Origin of the sequence: Neotabrizicola shimadae, assembly GCF_019623905.1 — a bacterium.
In the GTDB taxonomy this organism is placed as follows: Bacteria; Pseudomonadota; Alphaproteobacteria; order Rhodobacterales; family Rhodobacteraceae; genus Neotabrizicola; species Neotabrizicola shimadae.
The window spans coordinates 2,569,169-2,593,653 of record NZ_CP069370.1; the positions used below are offsets into that span (position 1 = coordinate 2,569,169).

The 24,485-nt window shown below is 66.4% G+C and carries 24 protein-coding genes; 8 read left to right on the forward strand and 16 right to left on the reverse strand.

Features of this window, described 5'->3' with window-relative positions; genetic code table 11:
* Nucleotide 1 precedes the first annotated feature (1 nt).
* The 7 genes from JO391_RS12495 to JO391_RS12525 form a co-directional block, all read right to left on the reverse strand.
* Nucleotides 2-1,279, reverse strand: coding sequence for an amino acid ABC transporter permease (locus JO391_RS12495; RefSeq protein WP_220660810.1), 1,278 nt, complete (start codon nucleotides 1,277-1,279; stop codon nucleotides 2-4).
* A gap of 122 nt (nucleotides 1,280-1,401) precedes the next feature.
* A complete protein-coding gene (locus JO391_RS12500; RefSeq protein ID WP_220660811.1) occupies nucleotides 1,402-2,421 on the reverse strand; it encodes an amino acid ABC transporter substrate-binding protein in 1,020 nt (339 codons plus the stop codon).
* Nucleotides 2,422-2,657: 236 nt separating this feature from the next.
* Nucleotides 2,658-3,368, reverse strand: coding sequence for an ATP12 family chaperone protein (locus JO391_RS12505; protein WP_220660812.1), 711 nt, complete (start codon nucleotides 3,366-3,368; stop codon nucleotides 2,658-2,660).
* Nucleotides 3,365-4,408, reverse strand: a complete 1,044-nt coding sequence (locus tag JO391_RS12510; protein ID WP_220660813.1) for an RluA family pseudouridine synthase — start codon at nucleotides 4,406-4,408, stop codon at nucleotides 3,365-3,367. Before JO391_RS12510 ends, JO391_RS12505 begins: the two co-directional genes overlap by 4 nt.
* Complete coding sequence (crcB, locus tag JO391_RS12515; RefSeq protein ID WP_220660814.1) at nucleotides 4,405-4,782, reverse strand: fluoride efflux transporter CrcB; 378 nt, start codon at nucleotides 4,780-4,782, stop codon at nucleotides 4,405-4,407. The genes JO391_RS12510 and crcB overlap by 4 nt, the downstream gene beginning before the upstream one ends.
* A 50-nt stretch (nucleotides 4,783-4,832) precedes the next feature.
* A complete protein-coding gene (locus JO391_RS12520; RefSeq protein WP_220660815.1) occupies nucleotides 4,833-5,654 on the reverse strand; it encodes an alpha/beta fold hydrolase in 822 nt (273 codons plus the stop codon).
* On the reverse strand, nucleotides 5,654-6,250 hold the full coding sequence (locus JO391_RS12525; RefSeq protein ID WP_220660816.1) for a 2-hydroxychromene-2-carboxylate isomerase: 597 nt from the start codon (nucleotides 6,248-6,250) through the stop codon (nucleotides 5,654-5,656). Before JO391_RS12525 ends, JO391_RS12520 begins: the two co-directional genes overlap by 1 nt.
* A 120-nt stretch (nucleotides 6,251-6,370) precedes the next feature.
* Here JO391_RS12525 and JO391_RS12530 point away from each other — a divergent pair, with 120 nt between their 5' ends.
* A complete protein-coding gene (locus tag JO391_RS12530) occupies nucleotides 6,371-7,390 on the forward strand; it encodes a ribose-phosphate pyrophosphokinase (RefSeq protein ID WP_220660817.1) in 1,020 nt (339 codons plus the stop codon).
* Between the two features lie 84 nt (nucleotides 7,391-7,474).
* Here JO391_RS12530 and JO391_RS12535 read toward each other — a convergent pair whose 3' ends face one another.
* The 7 genes from JO391_RS12535 to JO391_RS12565 form a co-directional block, all read right to left on the reverse strand.
* On the reverse strand, nucleotides 7,475-7,825 hold the full coding sequence (locus JO391_RS12535; RefSeq protein ID WP_220660818.1) for an H-type lectin domain-containing protein: 351 nt from the start codon (nucleotides 7,823-7,825) through the stop codon (nucleotides 7,475-7,477).
* Between the two features lie 224 nt (nucleotides 7,826-8,049).
* Nucleotides 8,050-8,448: a F0F1 ATP synthase subunit epsilon gene (locus tag JO391_RS12540; RefSeq protein ID WP_220660819.1), complete on the reverse strand. Its 399-nt coding sequence runs from the start codon at nucleotides 8,446-8,448 to the stop codon at nucleotides 8,050-8,052.
* A 9-nt stretch (nucleotides 8,449-8,457) separates the two neighbouring features.
* The gene (gene atpD, locus JO391_RS12545) at nucleotides 8,458-9,888 is read right to left on the reverse strand and encodes a F0F1 ATP synthase subunit beta (RefSeq protein ID WP_220660820.1); all 1,431 of its coding nucleotides are present in this window, start codon (nucleotides 9,886-9,888) and stop codon (nucleotides 8,458-8,460) included.
* An 18-nt stretch (nucleotides 9,889-9,906) separates the two neighbouring features.
* Complete coding sequence (locus JO391_RS12550; protein ID WP_220660821.1) at nucleotides 9,907-10,773, reverse strand: F0F1 ATP synthase subunit gamma; 867 nt, start codon at nucleotides 10,771-10,773, stop codon at nucleotides 9,907-9,909.
* Nucleotides 10,774-10,794: 21 nt separating this feature from the next.
* On the reverse strand, nucleotides 10,795-12,333 hold the full coding sequence (atpA, locus tag JO391_RS12555) for a F0F1 ATP synthase subunit alpha (RefSeq protein WP_220660822.1): 1,539 nt from the start codon (nucleotides 12,331-12,333) through the stop codon (nucleotides 10,795-10,797).
* Complete coding sequence (locus tag JO391_RS12560; protein ID WP_220660823.1) at nucleotides 12,333-12,893, reverse strand: F0F1 ATP synthase subunit delta; 561 nt, start codon at nucleotides 12,891-12,893, stop codon at nucleotides 12,333-12,335. The genes atpA and JO391_RS12560 overlap by 1 nt, the downstream gene beginning before the upstream one ends.
* Before the next feature lie 317 nt (nucleotides 12,894-13,210).
* Nucleotides 13,211-13,963, reverse strand: a complete 753-nt coding sequence (locus JO391_RS12565) for a class I SAM-dependent methyltransferase (protein ID WP_220660824.1) — start codon at nucleotides 13,961-13,963, stop codon at nucleotides 13,211-13,213.
* A gap of 179 nt (nucleotides 13,964-14,142) precedes the next feature.
* On the opposite strand from JO391_RS12565, the gene JO391_RS12570 reads away from it, so the two are divergent.
* Together JO391_RS12570 and JO391_RS12575 are read left to right on the forward strand one after the other, a co-directional pair.
* Nucleotides 14,143-14,748 (forward strand): TRAP transporter small permease subunit, encoded by a 606-nt coding sequence (locus JO391_RS12570; RefSeq protein ID WP_220660825.1) that lies wholly within the window; start codon nucleotides 14,143-14,145, stop codon nucleotides 14,746-14,748.
* Nucleotides 14,745-16,508: a TRAP transporter large permease gene (locus tag JO391_RS12575; RefSeq protein ID WP_220660826.1), complete on the forward strand. Its 1,764-nt coding sequence runs from the start codon at nucleotides 14,745-14,747 to the stop codon at nucleotides 16,506-16,508. Before JO391_RS12570 ends, JO391_RS12575 begins: the two co-directional genes overlap by 4 nt.
* An 84-nt stretch (nucleotides 16,509-16,592) precedes the next feature.
* Here JO391_RS12575 and JO391_RS12580 read toward each other — a convergent pair whose 3' ends face one another.
* On the reverse strand, nucleotides 16,593-17,687 hold the full coding sequence (locus JO391_RS12580) for a TRAP transporter substrate-binding protein (protein ID WP_220660827.1): 1,095 nt from the start codon (nucleotides 17,685-17,687) through the stop codon (nucleotides 16,593-16,595).
* Between the two features lie 301 nt (nucleotides 17,688-17,988).
* Here JO391_RS12580 and gloB point away from each other — a divergent pair, with 301 nt between their 5' ends.
* The 4 genes from gloB to JO391_RS12600 all read left to right on the forward strand — a co-directional run bounded on the left by gloB (nucleotide 17,989) and on the right by JO391_RS12600 (nucleotide 23,186).
* Entirely contained in the window at nucleotides 17,989-18,756 is a 768-nt protein-coding gene (gene gloB / locus JO391_RS12585) for a hydroxyacylglutathione hydrolase (protein WP_220660828.1), read from the forward strand.
* A 169-nt stretch (nucleotides 18,757-18,925) separates the two neighbouring features.
* Nucleotides 18,926-21,244, forward strand: a complete 2,319-nt coding sequence (clpA, locus tag JO391_RS12590; protein ID WP_220660829.1) for an ATP-dependent Clp protease ATP-binding subunit ClpA — start codon at nucleotides 18,926-18,928, stop codon at nucleotides 21,242-21,244.
* 133 nt (nucleotides 21,245-21,377) lie between these two features.
* Nucleotides 21,378-22,331 carry a M23 family metallopeptidase gene (locus JO391_RS12595; RefSeq protein ID WP_220660830.1) on the forward strand — a complete coding sequence of 318 codons (954 nt, stop codon included), beginning with the start codon at nucleotides 21,378-21,380 and terminating at the stop codon, nucleotides 22,329-22,331.
* A 15-nt stretch (nucleotides 22,332-22,346) separates the two neighbouring features.
* A complete protein-coding gene (locus JO391_RS12600; RefSeq protein WP_220660831.1) occupies nucleotides 22,347-23,186 on the forward strand; it encodes an aminoglycoside phosphotransferase family protein in 840 nt (279 codons plus the stop codon).
* On the opposite strand, the gene JO391_RS12605 is transcribed toward JO391_RS12600, so the two are convergent.
* On the reverse strand, nucleotides 23,179-23,550 hold the full coding sequence (locus JO391_RS12605) for a hypothetical protein (protein ID WP_220660832.1): 372 nt from the start codon (nucleotides 23,548-23,550) through the stop codon (nucleotides 23,179-23,181). The two genes, JO391_RS12600 and JO391_RS12605, sit on opposite strands and share 8 nt — an antisense overlap.
* A gap of 151 nt (nucleotides 23,551-23,701) precedes the next feature.
* On the opposite strand from JO391_RS12605, the gene JO391_RS12610 reads away from it, so the two are divergent.
* Complete coding sequence (locus JO391_RS12610) at nucleotides 23,702-24,484, forward strand: alpha/beta fold hydrolase (RefSeq protein WP_220660833.1); 783 nt, start codon at nucleotides 23,702-23,704, stop codon at nucleotides 24,482-24,484.
* The last annotated feature ends 1 nt before the right edge of the window (nucleotide 24,485 follow it).

Genomic DNA, 24,485 nt, shown 5'->3' on the forward strand with positions numbered 1-24,485 from the left:
GTCAGCGCGCCTTCAGCTGGACGGAGCGGTTGTAGATGTTCATCACGCCCGAGATGATCAGGCTGATCGACAGGTAGATCAGCATCATCAGGAGCATGCATTCCAGCTCGCGCCCGGTCTGGTTGAGGGTGATGCCGCCGAGCGTGCCGCGCAGGTCGAGGTAGCTGACGGCGATGCCGAGCGAGGTGTTCTTGGTCAGGTTCAGGTACTGGCTGATCAGCGGCGGCACGATCACGCGCAGCGCCTGGGGCAGGATCACCAGGCGCATGGTGCGGCCGGGCCGCAGGCCAAGGGCATAGGCGGCCTCGGTCTGGCCGCGGCTGATGGCCATGATGCCGGCGCGCACGATTTCCGCGATGAAGGCCGCGGTATAGAGCGTCAGCGCCACGGTGAGCGCGGTGAAGGAATGGGCGACGAGGATGCCGCCCTGGAAGTTGAAGCCCTTCAGTGCCGGGGTTTCCAGGTGGAAGCCGAGTGCTGCCAGAAGCGCGATGGCGGGCACGAAGAGGATGAGCAGGCTTTTCCACCAGGTCGCCGGGCGTTCGCCGGTTTCCTCCTGCTGGCGCCGGGCGGCGGCGACGAGGCGGCGGTTGACCCAGACCGAGGCGGCGATGACCGCCAGAAGGGCAAGGAACGTCAGGTTCAGCGTGAGCGGGCCAAGCGCCAGCGTGCCAAGCGGGCGGTCGAATACCGGGGCGGGGATGTTCATGCCGCGGTTGGTGACGGCAACGGTATCCCACAGCCACATGCGCGCCGCGGGGGCCTGACCGGCGGCCAGCATCTCGTCCGTCACGCGGAAGGCGCGGGGTTCGGGCGTGGTTTCCGACAGGATCACATAGGCGAGCAGGATCCACAGAAGGACCGGCACGTTGCGGAAGACCTCGACATAGACCGTCATCAGCCGGCTGATCAGCCAGTTGTGCGACAGGCGCATCACGCCGACGAAGATGCCAAGGATGGTGGCCAGGACACAGCCGACCACCGCCACGGCCAGCGTGTTCAGGAGTCCGACGAGAAGGGCGCGGAAATGCGTGCTGTCGTTGGTGTAGGGGATCAGCTGCTGCTGGATGTCATAGCCCGCGCGCTGCCACAGGAAGGCGTAATTGAACTCCTTGCCGCGGATCGCGAGGTTCTGGACGGTGTTGTTCAGAAGCCATGCCACCGCCAGCGCAAACAGGATCAGCACGACCACCTGGATGGTGAGCGAGCGGAAGCGCGTGTCGTAGATGAGCATGGAGAGCCGAAAGGATTCCTTCGGCACGTCGCTGGCTACAGCCATGGATACCCCCGTATTCCGTCCAGGATCCCGGTTGGCCGGGTTATCGGGGTCGTGGCGCCCCTCTGGACAGGTCTTCAGAAAGAAGAGGGGGGCGCCTGGTCAGGCGCCCCCGGATGCGAGCCTCAGCGGAACGGGGCCGCGTATTGCAGGCCGCCCTGGGTCCACAGCGCGTTCAGGCCGCGGGCCAGGTTGATCGAGGTGCCTTCGCCGATGTTGGCGGCGAAGATTTCGCCATAGTTGCCGTTGGCGGCGATGGCCTTCTTGAAGGCATCGTTCGGCAGACCGAACTTGGCGCCCATGTCACCCGACACACCGAGAAGGCGCTTCACTTCCTCGTCCGAGGTCGAGGTTGCGACTTCTTCGATGTTGGCCTTGGTCACGCCCTTCTCTTCGGCGATCAGCAGCGCGAAGAAGGTCCAGCGGACGATGTCGCCCCAGTTGTTGTCGCCATGGCGCACCACCGGGCCGAGCGGTTCCTTCGAGATGATCTCGGGCAGGATGATGTAGTCGCCGGGGTTCGGCATCGTTGCGCGGCTGGCAGCCAGGCCCGAGGCATCGGTGGTGTAGGTGTCGCAGGCGCCGGCCAGGAACTGACGCTGCGCTTCGGAGTCGTCGGCCACAGTGACGGGCTGGTAGCTGATGTTGTTCTGCTTGAAGAAGTCGGCAAGGTTCAGCTCGGTCGTGGTGCCGGTCTGGATGCAGACGGTGGCGCCGTCCAGTTCCTTGGCCGAGGACACGCCGAGGTCCTTCTTCACCATGAAGCCCTGGCCGTCATAGTAGTTGACCGCCACGAAATCGAGCGCGAGTTCGCTGTCGCGCGACGCCGTCCAGGTCGAGTTACGGACCAGCAGGTCCACTTCGCCCGACTGAAGCGCGGTGAAGCGGGTCTCGCCGGTGGTCGGCACGAACTTCACCTTGGTCGGGTCGCCCAGAACGGCAGCAGCGACGGCGCGGCAGAGATCGACGTCGAAGCCCACCCAGTTGCCGTTGGCGTCCGGGTTGCCGAAGCCGGTCAGGCCGGTGTTCGAGCCGCAGATCAGCTCGCCGCGGGCCTTCACAGCCTCCAGCGTGGCCTGGGCATGTGCAGCCCCGGCCATCAGCGCGGTGGCTGCCAGCGTCCCGAGGAGTACGGATTTCGTCATGAGTAACCTCATCCTGTGTGTCCGCGCATGATGCGCAGATCTGTTTATCGGTCCGCGCCAGGGCGCGGGTCGGTGAACGTCAGGGCCATTGGTCCGCGTTCAGTGTCGGCCAGTTTCTTCCAATGCGGTTTGAAAGGTCAAGCCCCGCAGGCGGATGCCTTCAAAGTCGTTGGTTTATGGGGCGTTGCGCAAGAAAAAGGCATCTGCCCGCGGCTTTGGCAGGGCCGCCTGCCCTATCAAACAGCGGAAAGGGCCAAGAATCGGGCAGCGTCTGACAGATCGCGGCGCTTCGCGGCAGCAGTTTCGGCGGCTTCGGAATCGATACCCCAAAGCTCGGCCTGCCAGTCTTCGTCCAGACGCGACAGGTCGAAGGCCGCGTCCGGGGTCAGGCGCCCCTGGGCCACGGCCAGGCCAAGCACGAGCGAGCCGGTGATGGCCACAAGGTCGTGCAGCGCGACGAGGCCAAAGGCATCCTGCTCCGCCACGGCCGCGCGAAGGCGCTGTAGCGAGTCGGCGGGCTGGTCGACCGGGATCACGCCCGACGTCACCCGCAGCGGAGCGCCAAAGCGTTGCGCCGCCCAGTCCAGCAGAGGGGTCCAGTCCCGCGACTGGCGCTGAACCAGAGTTTCGGGCGCATCGGCCCGATAGCACAGAAGATCGGTTCCGCCGTAGCGGGCCACCTCGTCCACCACGGCCTCGAAGGCCGGGGGCACCTTGACCAGCGCGGAATTGGCCATGCGCGTCATGGGCATGGTGGCGGGCTTCACCTCGCCCTCCTGCGCATCCCATTCCGCCGCAATCGCCAAAGCCAGCGCCTGCGTTGGAAGGATGAGCGGCGTCTTTGCCGGGGTCTTCACCGGGCGGCCGTCGAGATGGACCGTGAAGCCGCCATCGGCCGGCACGACGGAGGCCGACTTCCAGAACCGCTTGGGGGCCCAGCCTGTCATTTGCGATGCTCGAAGGGGTCGGCCGGCACGTCGCCTTCCTTCCAGTCCAGCACCTTCCAGGTCTTGGCCATATGGTCCGGCAAGGGGGCGGTGAAGGTGACAAGCGCCTTGGTGATCGGATGTTCGACGGTCAGCGAGCGGGCGTGAAGATGCAGCTTGCGCGAAAGGTCGCCGCCAATGCCCGCGCCCCAGCCCTCACCCGCGTTCTCCGAGGCCGAGCCGCCGTATTTTCCGTCGCCCAGGATCGGGTGGCCGATTTCGGCCATATGGGCGCGCAACTGGTGGGTGCGGCCCGTCACCGGCTCCAAAGCCATCCAGGACAGGCGGTTGCCCAGGAACCAGAGCGTGAAATAGTCGGTCTGGGCGCGTTTGGCGTCCGGATAGTCGGCGACCTTGGCGGGGTGGATGCACAGCATCTTCTCGCCCTCGCCCTTGCCGCCGCCGGGGGCCTTCATCAGCGCGTACTTGATGGATCCCTGCTTCGGGTTCGGCACACCGGCGACCACGGCCCAATAGATCTTGCGCGCCTCGCGGTGGCGCAGCGCCTCGGACAGCGCGCGGGCCACACGGTCGGTGCGGGCAAGAAGCAGGACGCCCGAGGTATCCTTGTCCAGCCGGTGCACCAGTTTTGGTCTGTCCTTGTAGCCGAATTTCAGCGCCTCGGTCAGGCCATCGACATGGCGTGTGCCCTGCCCCGAGCCGCCCTGGCTGGGCAGGCCGGCGGGCTTGTTCAGGACGATCATGTGTTCGTCCTTATAGATGACCGCATCCTGAATCATCTTGGCATCGGCCTTGCTGACCCCTTCGATCACCGGGCGCGAGGGCGCTTCGGCATCGGGCAGCGGGGGCACGCGGATGGTCTGGCCGGGAACCACGCGGTCGGACGCCTTGGCGCGTGCTCCGTCCACGCGCACCTGCCCGGTGCGGCACATCTTTTCGACCGCGCCCTGGGTGATCTGCGGGAAGCGCCGTTTGAACCAGCGGTCGAGGCGCTGTTCGCCCTCATCCTCGGATACGGTCAGGGTCTTGACGCCGCTCATGACAGGGCTCCGCGGAAAAGGTGCATGGCGACCGCAATCGCCACGAGGGACAGGCCGACCGAGGCCGCGACATAGAGAACCGCCAAGGCGTGATCGCCGCGTTCCCAGATGACCATCGTATCCAGCGAGAAGGCCGAGAAGGTGGTAAAGCCGCCCAGGATGCCGGTCATCAGGAAGGGCGCATAGGCCTGACCACCACGCTGCGCGATAGCCTCGACGATGACGCCCATCACGAAAGAGCCGACGACGTTCACGAAAAGCGTGGCCCAGGGAAAGCCTGGCCCCAGAAGCCGCATCGCTCCGACATTGGAGAGATAGCGCAGCGACGAGCCGATGGCCCCGCCAAGGGCGACCTGAAGGAGGGTGGCAAGCATGGGGGTCTGATGGGGCCGGGGGTCGGGAAAGTCAACCTCCGGGCCTGAGGTCAGCACGCGCCGAGGTGGGCCTGGACCGCCGGGGCGACTTGGGCCGGGTGGGTGATGGGCAGCATGTGCCCCGCCCCCGGCACCGTGACGCGACGCACCAGCGGCAGACGGCGGGCCAGTTCACCGCAGATCGCCGGGATGACCGGCGGGCTTTCGGCGCCTTCGGCCAGAAGCACCGGCTGGGTCAGCGTCTCCAGCCCCATGGCGCGCAGAAGCGCGGCGCTGTCGGCGACCAGCGTGGCATCCTGCGCCATCACCAGGCCGATGCGGTCGATCATGTAGTGCTGCTGGCGTTCCGGCAGGTCGTCAAAGCCGACGCGGCCGCCCCAGACGGAATGGAACCGCATTGCCGCGGCCTCGGCCTGGCCCGACCGGTAAAGCGCCGCGACCTCCTGGTGTTCCGCGATGAAGGCGGGCCAGCAGGCTGCCCCGGCAGCGCGGGCAGCGGCAAAGAGCACGGGCTCGAACAGAATCACCGATCGCACGAGGTCGGGCCGTTCCAGCGCCAGCCGCAGGGCGACGGTGCCACCGAAGGAATGGCCCATCACATCCACCGGCCGCCCCTGCCCCAGCATGGCGGCCATTTCGGCCGCGATCCGGGTGGTCAGGGTGTGCAGGTCGCTGTGGCTGTCCCAGCCGGCCGATTGTCCGTGACCGGGCAAGTCGGGCGCGGTGATCGTGACGCCGGACAACCCCGCCGACAGCCCCGACCAGGCGCCGCCGTGCGCCAGCGAGCAATGCAGCGCCAGAACCGGACGCGCGCCGCCCCGCTCGAATACCCGCCAATGGGTCGGATGTCCCGCGAAGACCGCCTCGGGCACTACAACTTCCCCGCCAGAAACAGGTCCAGATCGTCCAGTCGGTCCTGGCCCCAGAACTTCTGGTCGCCCACGACGAAGAAGGGCACGCCGAACACGCCGCGCGCAACGGCATCTTCCAGATTGGCGGCATAGGTCTCGGCCGCCATCAGAAGCCCGCGGTCGGCGACAGCCGGGTCGAAGCCCGCGGTCTGCAGTGTTGCGCGGATGACCTCGTCGTCCGAGATGTCGCGGCCCTCGGCCCACAGAGCCCGGCCGAAGCCTGCCACCAGCGCGGCGATATCGCCCCCACCGGCAGCCTGCGCGGCGATGATGGCATAGGCGGCGGGTGCGGGGTTGGCCGCCCCGAACAGCGGCGCCTGGTCCAGCTTCAAGCCGAGCTTGCGGGCTTGTCGTGCCCGATCCTGCTGGCTGTATTCGTTGCGCGAGGGGTGACGCTCGGCCCGGACCTTGCCGCCGGTGCGAGGAAACAGCTGGGCCGCGTCCAGTGGCTTGTAGACGAGGCGGGCACCGTGGCGCGCAGCAATCTCGGCCGGGCGCGTGCCGGCAAGATAGACCCAAGGCGATTGCGGGGCGAGGTAGTAGTCGATCTGCGTCATGCCGTCCTTCATCTTCGTCCATGGGTTTCCCGGACCCTAGCCCGGTGATAAGCGGTTGCCAACGTCACGAATCCGTCGCACCGGGCGAGGGCCCGTCGACCTGCTGCCAGGAACCGCGCCATGCCCGCCATCACCGAGCCGAAGCTGATCTCCGGCAATGCCAACCTTTCCTTGGCCAAATCCATCGCCCGGCGCATGTCGATGCACCGGGGGATGCAGGTGGGGCTGGTGGATGCCCGGGTCGAGCGGTTCAACGATCAGGAGATCTTTGTCGAGGTCTACGAAAATGTCCGGGGCGAGGACATGTATGTCATCCAGCCGACCTCGAATCCGGCCAACGACAACCTCATGGAGCTGTTGATCATGACCGACGCGCTGCGCCGGTCGTCGGCGGCGCGGATCACGGCGGTGATCCCCTACTTCGGCTATGCACGACAGGACCGCCGCGCCAAGGCGCGCACGCCGATTTCGGCCAAGCTGGTGGCGAACCTGATCACCCAGGCGGGAGTGGACCGGGTGCTGACGCTGGACCTGCACGCGGCGCAGATCCAGGGGTTTTTCGACATTCCGGTGGACAACCTTTATGCCAGCCCGATCTTCGCGCTGGACATCGAGCATCATTTCAAGGGCCAGCTGCAGGACGTGATGATCGTGTCGCCCGACGTGGGCGGGGTGGCGCGGGCGCGGGAGCTGGCGAAGCGGATCAATGCGCCGCTGTCGATCGTGGACAAGCGGCGCGAGAAGGCTGGGGAAGTCGCCGGCATGACGGTGATCGGCGACGTGAAGGGCCGCAAGTGCATCATCGTGGACGATATCTGCGACACGGCCGGGACGCTGTGCAAGGCGGCGGAGACGCTGATGGAGGCGGGGGCGACGGAGGTCCACTCCTACATCACCCATGGCGTCCTGTCGGGGCCGGCGGTGGAGCGGGTGCAGAATTCGGTGATGAAGTCGCTGGTCATCACCGACTCGATCGAGCCGACCGAGAAGGTGAAGGAGGCCCGCAACATCCGGATCGTGCCCACGGCGCCGATGTTTGCCCAGGCGATCCTGAACATCTGGAACGGCACCTCGGTCTCATCGCTGTTCGAGACCGAGACCCTGGTGCCGATCTATGAGGGCATGTACCAGAGGGACTGAGCGTCCGAGCTCGGACGCCATGTCGGACCAAACAAAATCAATGACTTGCCTGGCCGCGTTAACTTGGACTGAACGTTTGGCCGGTCAGCCAAGATCCCAGTCGTCTTCGTCGCGGACGGGGCCGATAGCTGTCCAGTCGGCACGGATGCGGGCGACGCGGGTGTCGGCCCAGGTGCGGAACACCAGATCGAAGCCGGTCTCTGTCACACGTTCGGGCGTAATCTCGGCGCGCAGGTTGGTGCCGTTGTCGAAATCCCACAGCGAGATGGTCGTCGTCACGGCCGGGGGTGCGAGGAAGGGTTCGGAGAAGGAGACGGTCGAGCGCGATTCCCGCGCGCCCTCGCCCGTCCACATCGGGCCGCCGTTCACAAAGTCGGAGAACAGAACCCGCGAGCCCTGGACGATGCCGACCCTGCCTGCCGTGATCCGCTTCATGCCATTTTTCGGACTGCTCATAATCCGGGCGAGAGTAGGGATTCCGCTCCAGAAGTAAAGCAAAGGGCGGCCCGGCTGGTGCGGCTTTGCTCGGAAGCGGGGCACGCGGGAGACGTCAGCTTGCCCGATGGCCGCCGGTCACCGGCTGCAAAGGAAAAGCCCCGCCCTTTGGGGCGGGGCCTTTGGGAGGCGCCGGGATCGCGAGAGGGGCGAGATCGCCCCTCCTAGCCCAGCATATGCGAGCCGAGGGCTTCCATGTCGGCCAGAAGCTTGGCCGCGGAATCCACGGCATCGGGATGCGCGGCGGCAGCGGCGGCCCGGGCCTGATCCACCAGTTCCTGGTGGATGAAGCGGGTCAGTTCTTCCTTGGGCATCCCGCGTTCGGCCAGGACGGTGACGCCATTGGCGTCGATCTGGGCGAAGCCGGAGGTCACGGCGAATTCCTGCGTGCCTTCGGAAGACACCACGGTGAGGATCCCCGGCCGCAGCGTCGTGATGAGCGGCGCATGGCCCGGCATGGCGGTGAGATCACCGTCCGCGCCGGGGATGCGCACCTCGCGCGCCTGGACGGAAGCGAGCTTCCGTTCGGGCGACACGAGGTCGAATTGCAGGGTGTCGGCCATGTCGCCCCCTTACGCCGCAGCCGCGGCGAGCTTGGCGGCCTTGGCTTTCACTTCCTCGATGTCGCCGACCATGTAGAAGGCGGCTTCGGGCAGGTGGTCATACTCGCCGGCAACCACGGCCTTGAACGAGGCGATGGTCTTGTCGAGCGGAACCTGCACGCCGGGCGAGCCGGTGAACACCTGTGCCACGTCGAACGGCTGGGACAGGAAGCGCTGGATCTTCCGGGCGCGGGCCACGGTCAGCTTGTCCTCTTCAGACAGTTCGTCCATGCCGAGGATGGCGATGATGTCCTGCAGCGACTTGTAGCGCTGCAGCACACCCTGCACCGAACGGGCCACGGCATAGTGCTCTTCACCCACAACCGCCGGGTCCATCAGGCGCGAGGTCGAGTCCAGCGGGTCCACGGCCGGATAGATGCCGAGTTCCGAGATGGCGCGCGACAGCACGGTGGTGGCGTCGAGGTGGGCGAAGGAGGTCGCCGGGGCCGGGTCGGTGAGGTCGTCGGCCGGAACGTAGATGGCCTGCACCGAGGTGATCGAGCCGTTCTTCGTGGAGGTGATGCGTTCCTGCAGCGCGCCCATGTCGGTGGCGAGCGTCGGCTGGTAGCCCACGGCCGAAGGAATACGGCCGAGAAGCGCCGACACTTCCGAACCCGCCTGGGTGAAGCGGAAGATGTTGTCGATGAAGAACAGAACGTCCGTGCCCGACTGGTCGCGGAACTGTTCGGCCATGGTCAGGCCCGACAGAGCCACGCGCATACGGGCGCCCGGCGGTTCGTTCATCTGGCCGAACACCATCGCCACCTTGGACTTCGTCAGGTCCTCGACGTTGATGACGCCGGATTCGATGAATTCGTGGTAGAGGTCGTTGCCCTCACGGGTCCGCTCGCCCACGCCGGCGAACACGGAATAGCCCGAGTGCACCTTGGCGACGTTGTTGATCAGTTCCTGGATGAGAACCGTCTTGCCCACGCCGGCGCCGCCGAACAGGCCGATCTTGCCGCCCTTCGCGTAGGGCGCGAGCAGGTCGATCACCTTGATGCCGGTGACGAGGATCTGGGCTTCGGTCGACTGCTGGTCGAATTCCGGAGCCGGCTGGTGGATGGCACGGGTCGTGGTGGAGGCGACCGCACCCTTTTCGTCGATCGCGTCGCCCACGACGTTCATGATGCGGCCGAGCGTGGCATCGCCCACCGGCACCATGATCGGCGACCCGGTGTCGGAAACGTCCTGGCCGCGCACCAGACCTTCGGTCGCGTCCATGGCGATGCAGCGGACGGTGTTCTCGCCCAGGTGCTGCGCCACTTCGAGGATCAGCTTCTTGCCGTTGTTCGAGGTTTCGAGCGCGTTCAGAATTGCGGGAAGGCTGCCATCGAACTGCACGTCAACGACGGCGCCGATGACCTGCGTGACCTTTCCCTTCGCTTTCGCGTTTGCCATGTCGTATCTCCGGTTCCGTCAGAGCGCCTCGGCGCCCGAGATGATTTCGATGAGTTCCTTGGTGATCGCGGCCTGACGCGACCGGTTGTACTGGATCGTCAGCCGGTTGATCATGTCGCCCGCGTTGCGCGTTGCATTGTCCATCGCGCTCATCCGCGCGCCCTGTTCGGACGCCGCGTTTTCCAGAAGCGCGGTGAAGATCTGCGTCGCCACGCCACGCGGCAGAAGGTCGGCGAGGATCGCCTCTTCCGAAGGCTCGTAATCGTAGAGCGAGGAGGTGGCCCCGCCTTCGAATGCCGCCGGAATGACCTGCTGCGCGGTCGGGACCTGGCTGATCACCGACTGGAAGCGGTTGTAGAAGATCGTCGCCACGTCGAACTCGCCTGCATTGAAGCGGGCGATGACATCGGCGGCGATGGACTGCGCATTGGCATAGCCAAGGCGGCGGACATCGGAGAGGTCTACATGGCCGATGAAGTGCTGCGACAGGTCACGCTTGAGCTGTTCGCGGCCCTTCTTGCCGACGGTGAGGATCTTCACCGTCTTGCCATCGGCCAGAAGCGCATTGGCCTTCGCCCGCGCCAGGCGGACGATGGTGGTGTTGAAGCCGCCGCAGAGGCCGCGTTCCGAGGTCATCACGACCAGGAGGTGGACCTTGTCCGACCCCGTGCCGGACAGAAGCCGCGGCGCGGCGGGCGAACCCGCCGCGGCCGAAGCCAGGCCGCTGATGACGGCAGTCATGCCATCGGCATAGGGACGCGCGGCTTCCGCCGCCTCTTGCGCGCGGCGCAGTTTGGCGGCGGCGACCATCTGCATCGCCTTGGTGATCTTCCGCGTGTTCTTCACGCTTCCGATCCGGTTTTTCAGATCCTTGAGGCTGGGCATCTGCCTTCTCCCCCCAGGTTCTTATGCGAAGTCTTTGGCGAAGGCATCCAGCGTGGCGCGGATCTTCTTTTCCAGATCGCCCGCAACCTTGCGGTCGTTCTTCGTCAGGTCTTCCAGAAGGTCCTTGCCGGTGGTGCGGAGGTACTTCAGGAGGCCCGCCTCGAAGCGGCCCACGTCACGCACCGCCAGCTTGTCGAGATAGCCGTTGGTGCCGGCGAAGATGATGCAGACGATTTCCGCGTTGGTCAGCGGCGAATACTGCGGCTGCTTCATCAGTTCGGTCAGGCGGGCGCCGCGGTTCAGCAGTTGCTGGGTCGAGGCGTCGAGGTCGGAGCCGAACTGCGCGAAGGCGGCCATCTCGCGGTACTGGGCGAGCGACAGCTTCACGGGGCCGGCGACGGATTTCATCGCCGAGGTCTGGGCGGCCGAACCCACGCGGGACACCGAGAGGCCGGTGTTCACGGCGGGGCGGATGCCCTGGAAGAACAGTTCCGATTCCAGGAAGATCTGGCCGTCGGTGATGGAGATCACGTTCGTCGGGATATAGGCCGAGATGTCGCCGGCCTGGGTTTCGACGATCGGCAGCGCGGTGAGCGAGCCCGAGCCGTTGTCGGCATTCAGCTTCGCGGCGCGTTCCAGGAGGCGCGAGTGCAGGTAGAACACGTCGCCCGGATAGGCTTCACGCCCCGGCGGACGGCGCAGCAAGAGCGACATCTGGCGGTAGGCGACGGCCTGCTTCGAGAGATCATCGTAGATCAGCAGGGCATGGCGGCCGTTGTCGCGGAAGTACTCGCCGATGGCGGTGGCCGAGTAGGGCGCGAGGTACTGCATCGGCGCGGGGTCCGAGGCGGTGGCGGCGACGACGATGGAATAGGCGAGCGCGCCGGTTTCTTCCAGCTTCTTCACGAGCTGGGCCACGGTGGAGCGCTTCTGGCCAACGGCCACGTAGACGCAGTAGAGCTTCTTGCCCTCGTCGTCGCCGGCGGCTTCGTTGTAGGTCTTCTGGTTCAGGATCGTGTCGAGCGCCACGGCGGTCTTGCCGGTCTGGCGGTCGCCGATGATCAGTTCGCGCTGGCCGCGGCCGATCGGGATCATGGCGTCGATGGCCTTCAGGCCGGTGGCCATGGGTTCATGCACCGACTTGCGCGGGATGATGCCCGGCGCCTTGACGTCGGCGATGCGGCGTTCGGCGGCGACGATCGGGCCCTTGCCGTCGATCGGGTTGCCGAGCGCGTCGACGACGCGGCCGAGGAGACCTTCACCGACCGGCACGTCCACGATGGACTTGGTGCGCTTGACGGTGTCGCCTTCCTTGATGTCGCGGTCCGAACCGAAGATCACGATACCGACGTTGTCGACTTCGAGGTTCAGCGCCATGCCGCGGATGCCGCCGGGGAATTCGACCATTTCGCCGGCCTGGACATTGTCCAGACCATGGACGCGGGCGATGCCGTCACCCACAGACAGCACGCGGCCGACTTCGGCCACGTCGGCGTCCTTGCCGAAATTCTTGATCTGCTCCTTGAGGATCGCCGAGATCTCGGCCGCCTGGATTCCCATCACCCAACCTCTTTCATTGCATTCTGGAGAGCCGCGAGCTTCGAACGGATCGAGGTGTCGATCATCGTCGAGCCCAGCTTGACAACGAGACCGCCAATGAGAGCCTCATCGACGGTGGTTTTCAGTATCACGTCCTTGCCGACGCGCGCCTTCAGCGTTTCGGCGAGCTTGGCGGCCTGTTCGGCCGACAGCGGCGCGGCGGCGGTCACTTCGGCGGTGACTTCGCCCTTCTCGGCGGCGATGCGGGCGCGCAGGTCCGACAGGACCTGGCCCAACACGAAGAGACGGCGCTTCGAGGCCATCAGCGCCAGCGTGTGCTGCATCAGCACCGACAGGCCCATCTTCTGGGCCAGCGCCACGATGGCGTTGCCCTGATCTTCCCGCGAGAGCACCGGCGAGGCGATCATGTCGCGCAGCGGCTTGCTTTCGCCAAGCGCCGCTTCCAGCGCGCCCACATCCGACTCCAGCGCGGAAAGCGCCTTTTCTTCCTTGGCCAGGTCGAAGACCGCGGTGGAATAGCGGACAGCGACGCCGGATGTGATTGATGCTGGTTCTGACACGTCAACCCTTCCGTTGTCTTGGCCGGAACCTGAGGGTTCGCGGCACAGTGGCATCCGGGGTCGGCCAGCCTGTTGCCAGCACCCCCATGTCGCGGGCGTCTCTAGCAGACGGCACCCTATGCCGCAACCGGGTTGCTCGCGGTTAATTGACCCTGTTCGGCGATAACATTTCTGCCCATTGGCCGGTTGCCTCGAAGCTTTGCAGCGCGAATTGCCGCAGCGCGGCGAATCTGCCGCCTTGCGATGGCGTGGCGGGCCTGTGCAGGGGTGAAGACGTTACCGGCGTCGGGGGGATTCGCACCCGCCTGACAGCCGGATCAGCCGCGCGCCTGAGGCACCGGCACAGGCTGACCCACGCCTTCCAGCACCTTCAGCGGCCGGCGCACCACGGCGCCGAGACCGCCGCGGGTGGGGGCATAGACCTGCTTGGACGCCTCGACCATCAGCACGCCGCCAGCAAGCCAGGGCACGCGGCGACCGAGCTTTTCCCAGAAGTCCGCCGTGCGCAGCCAGAAGCCGCCCGTCGTGGGCGGGACATAGAGCGCACCGGCACTGCGTTCGGGCGTGAAACCGTGGTGTTTCAGCTGGGCTTCGAGCTGGGCCATGGAATAGGGGCGGCCAAAGCCGAAGGGTGTGGAATCGCCGCGCGCCCAAAGTCCGGTCCGGTTGGGCACGATGGCCAGAAGCCGCCCGCCGGGCCCGAGGATGCGATGCGCCTCGTCCAGCACGTCCGAGGGGCGTTCCGAGGTTTCCAGCCCGTGCAAGATGATGAGCCGGTCGGCCTGGCCAGAGGCCAGGGGCCAGAGCGTTTCGTCACACAGGACCGAGACGTTCTGCATTCCGGGCGGCCAGGGCATCACCCCCTGGGGCGCGGGCATCAGCGCGACGGTGCGGGCCGCCTGGTCGAGATAGGGCCGCAGGAGCGGCACGGCGAAGCCGAAGCCCACGAGGCTTTGCCCGGCAAGCGCGGGCCAGATGGCCTGAACCTGGTCGCGGATCGCGCGCTGCGCCGTGCGGCCAAGCGCCGTGCGGTAGTAGAAGCTGCGCAGGTCGATGACGTCGAGGTGCATGAGTTTTCCGCAGTTTCCGCGCGACTATGGCTTGGTCCCCTCCCCTCCGCAACGGAAAGGGCGTGCGGACCCGCCCCGCGATTGACGCAACCTGCGGTGTCGGGCCATACGGGTTGAACGTCGGCGCAAGACCGGCGGGACGACCGGCCACCAGAGCGGCCGGCAAGGGAGGAGAACGGATGCAATCTTTGCTGGCGATGTCGCGCGCCATCGACCGCGTGACCAGCCTGATCGGCCGGGCCATGGGCTGGCTGATCCTTCTGGCGGTCCTGATCAGTGCCGGAAATGCGGTGGTGCGCAAGGTGTTCAGCACCTCGTCCAATGCCTGGCTGGAGATGCAGTGGTACCTGTTCGGCGCCGCCTTCATGGGGGCCGCAGCCTATACGCTGCAACAGAACGAACATATCCGCATCGACATCTTCTATGGCACGCGGTCGCGGCGGACCCAGCACTGGATCGATCTGTTCGGGCATGTGTTCTTCCTGATGCCCTTCGTGATCCTGATGACCTGGATGCTGGTGCCCTATGCCTGGCAGGCCTGGAAGATCGGGCAGATTTCCACCAATGCCGGCGGGCTGCTGATCTGGCCGGCGCGGGCGATCCTGGCGGCGGGCTTCGTGCTGCTGGTCGCGCAGGGGCTGTCCGAGATCATCAAGAAGATCGCCGTGATGCGCGGCCTGATCGAGGATCCGCATCCCTTCATCTCGGCGCATGAAATGGCCGAGAAGGAAGGGGCCGAACTGGCGCAGGCCGTGGCCGGCCTGAACGAGGGAGGCCGCAAATGATGGAGCTCATCGCGCTGAACATGGCGCCGATCATGTTCGCCTCGCTGGTGATCTTTCTCCTGCTTGGCTATCCGGTCGCCTTCTCCCTTGCCGCGAACGGGCTGGTGTTCTTTGCCATCGGCGTCTGGCTGGCGCCCTGGTCGGAAAACACGATCACGCTGGACTGGCCGCTTCTGTTCACCATGCCGCAGCGGCTTTGGGGGGTGATGTCGAACGAGACATTGCTGGCCATCCCCTTCTTCACCTTCATGGGCATCGTGCTGGAACGGTCCGGCATGGCCGAGGACCTGCTGGACACGGTGGGCCAGCTGTTCGGGCCGATCCGGGGCGGTCTGGCCTATGCGGTGATCGTCGTGGGTGCCGTCTTGGCGGCAACGACCGGCGTGGTGGCGGCAAGCGTGATCGCCATGGGCCTGATCTCGCTGCCGATCATGCTGCGCTATGGCTATGACCGGCGCGTGGCCTCGGGCGTGATCGCGGCCAGCGGCACGCTGGCGCAGATCATCCCGCCCTCGCTGGTGCTGATCGTGCTGGCAGACCAGCTGGGCCGGTCGGTGGGCGACATGTACAAGGGCGCGCTGATCCCCGGCCTGGTGCTGACCGGGCTTTACATGGCCTACATCTTCATCGTGTCGGTCCTGCGCCCGTCCTGGGTGCCGGCACTGCCGCCCGAGGCGCGCACGCTTGGCCACGGCGTCCTGTCGCTGATCGTGGCGCTGGCGGTCTGCATGGGCATCGGCTACGGCGCGCATGTCTGGCTGTACCCGACCCAGGGCGCCAATGCCGACATCCTGGGCGCCTCGGTCGGGATTGCGGTGATCTATGTCTATGCACTGATCGACAAGACGATGCGCATCAACCTGATGTCGCGGCTGGCGCAACAGGTGATCATGGTGCTGATCCCGCCGCTGGCCCTGATCTTCCTGGTGCTGGGCACGATCTTCCTGGGCATCGCCACGCCGACCGAGGGCGGCGCCATGGGGGCAGTGGGGGCGATGGTCCTGGCGGCCGTGAAGGGCCGGCTGAATCTGGGGGTCATCAGCCAGGCGCTGGCCTCGACCACGCGGCTGTCGTCCTTCGTGATCTTCATCCTTCTGGGGGCGCGGGTCTTCTCGCTGACTTTCTATGGCGTGAACGGCCATGTCTGGGTGGAGCATCTTCTGGTGGGCCTGCCGGGCGGACAGACCGGTTTCCTCATCATCGTGTCGGTGCTGGTGTTCCTGCTGGCCTTCTTCCTGGACTTCTTCGAACTGGCCTTCATCATCGTGCCCCTTCTGGTTGCCCCGGCGGTCGCGCTGGACATCGACCTGATCTGGTTCGGGATCATCCTGGCCGTGAACATGCAGACCTCGTTCATGCACCCGCCCTTTGGCTTTGCGCTGTTCTACCTGCGTTCGGTCGCACCGCGGGGGTCCTATGTGGACAAGGTGACGGGGCAGCGGCTGCAGGGGGTGTCCACCGGGCAGATCTACTGGGGCGCTGTGCCCTTCGTGGTGATCCAGGTCATCATGATCGGCGTGACCATCGCCTTCCCGCAGATGGTGATGCACTACAAGGGGCCGGTGGTGGACCCGTCCGCGGTAGAGATCACGGTGCCGAGCCTGCCGACGCTGCAAGCGCCCGGCGCGGCGCCGGGCCAGCCGGCGATCGGCGGCCTGCCGCAGATCGGCCAGCCGCAACTGGGTCAGCCGCAGCTTGGGCAGCCCCAGCTTGGGCAGCCACAGCTTGGGCAGCCACAGATCCCCGCCCCCGGCAACTGACCGGAAGCGCAGAACGAAAACGGCCCCGGAGCGATCCGGGGCCGTTTCCTTTTGCCCTGCGCGATGACGCGGCAGGCCGGGGCGTCAGAGCTTGCCGGCCTGCTGCTGGATCATCATGAAGGTGTCGTAGTTGTATTCCGCGATCTGCGCGTTCAGGTAGGCATCGCGGCGGAAGGCATCCTGCGATTCCTTGATCTTCTTGAAGGTCGCGTTGGTGCCCGACACTTCCGCATAGGTCGCATTGGCCGCATCGAAGGCCGCGGCGAGGATGTCCTGCGGCATGGGCCGCAGTTGCGCGCCGTTGGCCACCAGCGACTTGAGCGCGGTGGGGTTCTTCCAGTCGTAGGAGGCGAGCATGTCGGTGTTGGCGACCACGCAGCCTGCGCGGAGCGCCGCCTGGTACGAAGCGGGAAGCTCGTTCCACTTTGCCAGGTTGATCATCGTGGCGATGGAGGGACCGCCTTCCCACCAGCCGGGATAGTAGTAGTAGGGTGCGACCTTGTAGAAGCCGAGCTTCTCGTCATCGTAGGGGCCGACCCATTCCGCAGCGTCGATGGTGCCCTTTTCCAGCGAGGGATAGATGTCGCCGGCCGCGATCTGCTGCGGGACCACGCCCAGCTTCTCGATGACCTTGCCGGCGAAACCGCCGATGCGCATCTTCAGGCCCTGAAGGTCGGCAAGCGACTTGATTTCCTTGCGGTACCAGCCCGCCATCTGCACGCCGGTGTTGCCGGCGGGGAAGGCGATCAGGTTCTGCGTCGCATAGAACTCGTTCATCATGTCGATGCCGCCGCCGTGGTACCACCAGGCGTTCATCATCCGGGCGTTCAGCCCAAAGGGCACCGCCGCGCCAAGCGCATAGGTCGGATCCTTGCCCCAGAAATAGTAGGGAACCGTGTGGCAGGCTTCCACCGTGCCCGAGGACACGGCATCGGCCGCTTCGAGGCCCGGCACCAGTTCGCCCGCCGGGAAGACCTGCAGGGTGAAGTTGCCGTCGGTCATTTCCGAGACGTACTTCGACATGGTCTCGGCCGCGCCGTAGATCGTGTCCAGCGACTTCGGGAAGGACGAGGTGACGCGCCAGGTCACCTTGGGCGCCGTCTGGGCGAGCGCCGGCGCAGCCACCGCGCTTGCGGCGGCGCCGATGGCGGCGGTCGTCAGGAAATTACGTCTTTTCACTTGGCATCTCCCTCTTGGATGGTCTTTCCGACGCCGCCGGCCCGAAACGGAAGATGGGCGGAAAAGGCACGGACCGGACCCGCATCCGCAGGGCCCTGCCGGCACTTTTGCAAGACGGATGCGAGGCTTGGCCGCATCCGGAGATCCTCCCGCCGCATCTTTTCGCCCTGGGGCGCGACATGCGTTGCAACCGGAGTATGAGGCGCCCGCGGGTCTGGCAAGCATTTTTGTTGCGCGGCGGGGCTGGCGTTCGGGCGACGCCACGGCAAGACTGCGGAAAACCGCCGGAAGGAGCCCGGACATGCCCGTGGACCTGATCACCCTGCCCTGCCTTGCCGATAATTACGCCTATCTGCTGAAGGACCGGGCATCGCCTTCGGTGGCCCTGGTCGATGCGCCAGAGGCCGCGCCGATCCTGGCCGCGCTGGCCGAGCGCGGCTGGCGGCTGGACGAGATCTGGCTGACCCACCACCATGCCGACCACATCCAGGGCGTGGCCGAGATCGTGGCGGCAACCGGCGCGCGGGTAACGGGTGCGGCGGCCGATGCGCACCGCCTGCCGCCCCTGGACCGCGCGTTGCGCCCCGGCGACCGCTTCCCCTTCGCGGGCGAGACCGTCGAAGTGCTGGACGCGCCGGGCCACACGCGGGGGCACATCGCCTTTTCGGTTCCCGGCGCGGGGCTGGTCTTCACCGGCGACAGCCTGATGGCGGGCGGCTGCGGGCGCCTGTTCGAGGGCAGCCCTGCCGAGATGTGGGGCACGCTGACGCGGTTGGCGGCGCTGGACCCCGGCACGCTGGTCTGTTCCGGGCACGAATACACGGCATCGAACCTGCGCTTCGCGGTTGCCCTTGAACCCGCCAATCAGGAGCTTATCTTCCGCCAAGAGGCAGTGGCCGAAGCGCGTCGGATGGGACGCCCGACCGTGCCTTCCCGTCTTTCGGACGAGCTTTCGACGAACCCTTTCCTGCGCGCGGACCTTCCATCGCTTCGTGCCGCAGTGGGGATGCCAGATGCCCCCGCGGCCGAGGTCTTCGCCGAAATTCGCGCCCGCAAGGACCGGTTCTGACGGCTCTGTGCCTGCGTTGTGTTCACTTTTTGCACGGCCTGGGCAGGAAAGCATCGGAACGCCGAAAATCTCCTTGAAGTGCGGCGGATAAAACCGAACTTTAAGCTCATGAGGCCACGGTTGGTACGGGCCCTGCCCGGACCCTCCAGAGAGGTAAAGGAGCACGCAAGTGCCGTCATTTTCGTCCACGCTCGAGCAGGCCATCCACGGCGCCCTGGCGCTTGCAAATGCCCGCCGTCACGAACTGGCAACGCTGGAGCACCTGCTTCTGGCGCTGATCGACGAACCCGACGCAGCCCGCGTGATGAAGGCCTGCTCGGTTGATCTGGATGCGCTGCGCAAGACCCTGATCGACTTCATCGACGACGACCTGTCGACGCTGGTGACCGATGTGGAAGGGTCCGAAGCGGTGCCCACGGCCGCCTTCCAGCGCGTGATCCAGCGCGCGGCGATCCACGTTCAAAGCTCGGGCCGGACCGAGGTGACGGGGGCGAATGTCCTTGTCGCCATCTTCGCCGAGCGGGAATCGAACGCGGCCTACTTCCTGCAAGAGCAGGACATGACCCGTTACGACGCGGTGAACTTCATCGCGCATGGCGTGGCCAAGAACCCCGCCTTCGGCGAAAGCCGCCCGGTGACGGGCGCCGACGAACAGCAGGAAACGCCCAAGGCCGAAGCCGGCGAGGCGAAGGAATCCGCGCTGTCGAAGTATTGCGTCGACCTGAACACCAAGGCGCGCAAGGGCGATGTCGACCCGCTGATCGGCCGGGAGTCCGAGGTGGAGCGCTGCATCCAGGTGCTCTGCCGCCGCCGCAAGAACAACCCGCTTCTGGTGGGCGACCCCGGCGTGGGCAAGACTGCCATCGCCGAAGGTCTGGCCTGGAAGATCGTCAAGAAGGACGTGCCCGAGGTCTTGGCCCACGCCACGATCTATTCGCTGGACATGGGGGCGCTTCTGGCCGGCACCCGCTATCGCGGCGATTTCGAGGAACGGCTGAAGGCCGTGGTGAAGGAGATGGAGGATCACCCTGACGCGATCCTCTTCATCGACGAGATCCACACCGTCATCGGCGCCGGTGCGACCAGTGGCGGGGCGATGGATGCGTCCAACCTGCTGAAGCCCGCGTTGCAGGGCGGCAAGCTGCGCTGCATGGGAAGCACCACCTACAAGGAGTTTCGCCAGCACTTCGAGAAGGACCGCGCTCTGAGCCGCCGGTTCCAGAAGATCGACGTGAATGAGCCCTCGGTGCCGGATGCGATCAAGATCCTCATGGGCCTGAAGCCGCATTTCGAGGAACATCACGACCTACGCTATACCGCCGAGGCGATCAAGTCCGCGGTGGAACTGGCCGCGCGCTACATCCATGACCGCAAGCTGCCGGATTCGGCCATCGACGTGATCGACGAGGCCGGCGCGGCGCAGCATCTGGTCAGCGAGAGCAAGCGCCGCAAGGTGATTGGCACGCGCGAGATCGAGGGTGTGGTGGCCAAGATCGCCCGCATCCCCCCGAAGAACGTCTCGAAGGACGACGCGGAAGTGCTTCGCGATCTGGAAAAGACGCTCAAGCGCGTGGTCTTTGGCCAGGACAAGGCGATCGAGGCGCTGTCTTCCGCCATCAAGCTGGCCCGTGCCGGCCTGCGCGAGCCGGAAAAGCCCATCGGCAACTATCTGTTCGCCGGCCCCACGGGCGTGGGCAAGACCGAGGTGGCCAAGCAACTGGCGAACACGCTTGGTGTGGAACTGCTGCGTTTCGACATGTCGGAATACATGGAGAAGCACGCGGTTTCCCGCCTGATCGGTGCGCCCCCCGGCTATGTCGGCTTCGACCAGGGCGGGATGCTGACCGATGGCGTGGACCAGCACCCGCATTGCGTGCTGCTTCTGGACGAGATCGAGAAGGCGCACCCGGATGTTTACAACATCCTCTTGCAGGTGATGGACCACGGCAAGCTGACCGACCACAACGGCCGGCAGGTGGATTTCCGCAACGTGATCCTCATCCTGACCACGAACGCGGGCGCCGCCGACATGGCCAAGGCCGCCATCGGTTTCGGGCGCGAACGGCGCACGGGCGAGGACCAGGTTGCCATCGAGCGGCTGTTCACGCCCGAGTTCCGCAACCGTCTGGACGCCATCATCTCCTTCGCGCCGCTGCCGAAGGAAGTGATCATGCAGGTGGTCGAGAAGTTCGTGCTGCAACTGGAGGCCCAGTTGATGGACCGCGGCGTGCATATCGAACTGACGCCCGAAGCCGCCGCCTGGCTGGGCGACAAGGGCTATGACGACAAGATGGGCGCGCGTCCTCTGGGCCGGGTGATCCAGGAAAACATCAAGAAGCCGCTGGCCGAGGAGCTTCTGTTCGGCAAGCTGACCAAGGGCGGCGTGGTGCGCGTGGTCGTGAAGGACGATGCGATTCAGCTGGAAATCGAGGAGCCGCAGAAACCGCGGATCACCGGTTCGAAGCCACCGCTGCTGACGGCGGAATGACCCGGAAACCCCCGCCTCGTGCGGGGGTTTTCATTTGGGGCCTCACGCATTTCTGACGGGGCCCGGCAGGGTTTGTCTTGACCGCCTGCGCCGGGCCGCGAACAGTTGGCCGACCTGACCGGAGGCTCGCCCGATGTTCCGCGCCCTTGCCGCCCTGCCTGTCCTGTGCCTCGCCCTGCCCGCTGCCGCATTCGACCTGGGCTGGCCGGTGGACTGCCAGTTGGGCGAGACCTGCCATGTGCAGAACTATTTCGACCACGATCCCGGCCCGGCGACCGAAGATTTCACCTGCGGGCCGCTGACCTATGACGGCCATGACGGAACCGACATCGCGCTTGCCTCGCTTGCGGCGATGCAGGCCGGGGTCGAGGTGCGCGCGGCCGCGGCGGGCACCGTCAAGGGTGTGCGCGACGGGATGCCCGACATCTCGATCCGCGACCCGGCCGCTCCGGCCCTGAACGGCAAGGACTGCGGCAATGGCGTGGTGATCGACCATGGCGACGGCTGGGAGACCCAGTACTGCCACATGAAGCTGGGCTCCATCGCCGTGAAGCCGGGACAGGTGGTCGAGGCCGGGGCACCGCTTGGGCAGGTGGGCCTGTCGGGCAATACCGAGTTCCCGCACCTGCACCTGTCGGTGCGCCAGAACGGGGCGGAGATCGACCCGTTCGACACGGCGGCAGAGCCTGTCTGCGGCGGGGATGCCCCGTCGATCTGGGCCGCGCCCGTGGCCTATGAGGCGGGCGGTATGGTGGCTGCGGGCTTTTCCACCCAGGTGCCGGATTATGCCGCCGTTCAGGCCGGAACCGCGAGCGAGACAATCGCGGCCGATGCGCCCGCGCTGGTGTTCTGGGCGTATTACTTCGGGCCGCGCGCGGGCGACCAGGTGCTGCTGGCGATTGCCGGGCCGGAGGGCACTTTCTTCGAAGACACCTATCTCGTCGAAAAGACCCAGGCACAGGCGTTCCGGGCTGGCGGAAAGAAGCTGCGCGCGCCCCTGGCCGCCGGGACATGGACCGGAACTGCCACGCTCATCCGCGACGGCAGGGCCCTGGACCGGATCACGACCAGCTTCACCCTGCCCTGACCTCCCGGCCTCCCGATGACCTCGACCGAAGACAGGATGCGCCTCTGGCGCCTCGCCGATATCCGGCCGCTGGCCCAGACACCCACCAGCCGGCTGTGGCGCGCCCGCTCACCGGATCATGGCGAGGTGGTGCTCAAGGTGCTGACCCCCTACGGCAGCGAAGAGCGTCATGGCTTCCGTCTGATGGCGGCCTCTGCCGGCCGGGGCATGGCGCGGGTCTTCGAATGCGACGACGAAGCCTGCCTGATGGAATACCTGCCCGGCCCCAGCCTGGGTGAGCTGGTGCGACAGGACCGCGACGAAGAGGCCGCGCGGCTGCTTGCCCGGGTCGCGGCGGAGATTCGCGGCGTGCCGGTGCCCAAAGGGCTGATCCCGCTGGAAAGCTATCTCGCCGCGCTGGTCCGCACCGACCTGTGCCTGCTGCCAGTCGCCGCGCGTCCCCACCTGGCCGAAGCGCGCGCGGTGGCTGCGGTGCTTTTTGCCGATGCGCCGCAACCCGTGGCGCTGCACGGCGACCTGCACCACGACAACATCTTTCATTCCCCCGGCGGCTGGCGTGCCATCGACGCCAAGGGGCTGGTGGGCGATGCCGCCTTTGAACCCGCCAACAGCTTCCGCAACCCCTGGGACCGGCAGAACCTTGCGCGCGACCCGGCGCGCGCCCTGCGGCTTGCGGAGATCTACGCCGAAGGGCTGGGCCTGGACCGCGGGCGCCTGCTCGACTGGGCCTTCGTTCAGGTGGCTGTGTCGATGGCCTGGTTCGCCGAAGACCAAGGCAAGCTGGACGACGATCTCGCGCTTCTGCCTGTCATGGCCGCGGCCCGGCAGATCGGCCGCGCGACGGCGCTCAGATGAAGCCGCGCCAGCGCAGGATCAGCAGCACACCCCCCGCCAGCACCAGAACACCGAAGGCGACCGAGGCAAGGAAGCCCACCAGAGCCCCTATGCGCCGCTCCCGCCGGTTGATCGCGCCGAGGTGGCGCACGCACAGGTCATAGGCCTCGGCCAGTTCGCCCTCGTCAAGCTGCATCACCAGCTTGGGGTTCTTCGACATCTCGGCCGCCTTGGCCAGCTTGCCCGCCGCCACCCGCACCTTGTGCGGCAGCAGCCGGCCGCCCTTCTTCAGCTTGGCCGAAAGATCCGTGCCGCGCACGCCCAGCTTCTCGTCCATGAGCGCCGCGACGCGGTTGGCCATCTGCTGGATCGTGCCTGCGCCCATCTGCGGTTCAGTCTGCCATTTGCCATTCCTGTCCCCAGATATCCCACGGGGGTTCGGGGGTGTGAAACCCCCGGCGCAAACAGCCCGCGCGACTGTTGCCCGCCTGCCGCCCCCTCTAGCCCCGGCGCCCGGCCCGCGCTATTGCGGACCCATGCTGCACATCGACCGCCACCCCGCCGCCAGCCCCTCGGGCGCCCCGCCGCTTCTGATCGCGCATGGCCTCTTCGGGTCGGCGCGCAACTGGGGCGTCATCGCCCGCAGGCTGGCCGACACGCGCGACACGCTGGCGGTGGACATGCGCAACCACGGCACCTCGCCGCGCTTCCCCACGCAGTCCTACCCCGAAATGGCCGCCGACCTGGCCGAGGTGATCCAGGCCCAAGGCGCGCCGATGGATGTGCTGGGCCACAGCATGGGTGGCAAGGCCGCGATGGTGCTGGCCCTGACGCAGCCCGCCCTCGTGCGCCGACTCGTGGTCGCTGACATCGCCCCCGTGGCCTATGCCCATGACCAGACCCGCAACGTCGCCGCCATGCAGGCCATGGACCTGACTCTGCCTGACAGCGGCCACTTCACCCGGGCCGAGGCCGATGCCCGGCTGGCACAAACGGTGGAGGATCCCGGCCTGCGCGCGTTCTTCCTGCAATCGCTGGATCTGCGCAGCCATCCGCCGCACTGGCGGCTGAACCTCGACGTGCTGGAAGCCGAGATGCCGAAGATCGTGGGCTGGCCCGGCACCGAAGGCCAGTTCGACGGCCCTGCCCTTTTCCTGACCGGGGCGCTGTCGCCCTATGTGAAGCCCGAACACCGCCCGCTGATCCGCACCCTGTTCCCAAGGGCGCACTTCGCGAAGATCCCCGAATCCGGCCATTGGCTTCACGCAGACAAGCCGCGCGCCTTCGAGGATACGGTTCGAATCTTCCTGACCGCCTGAC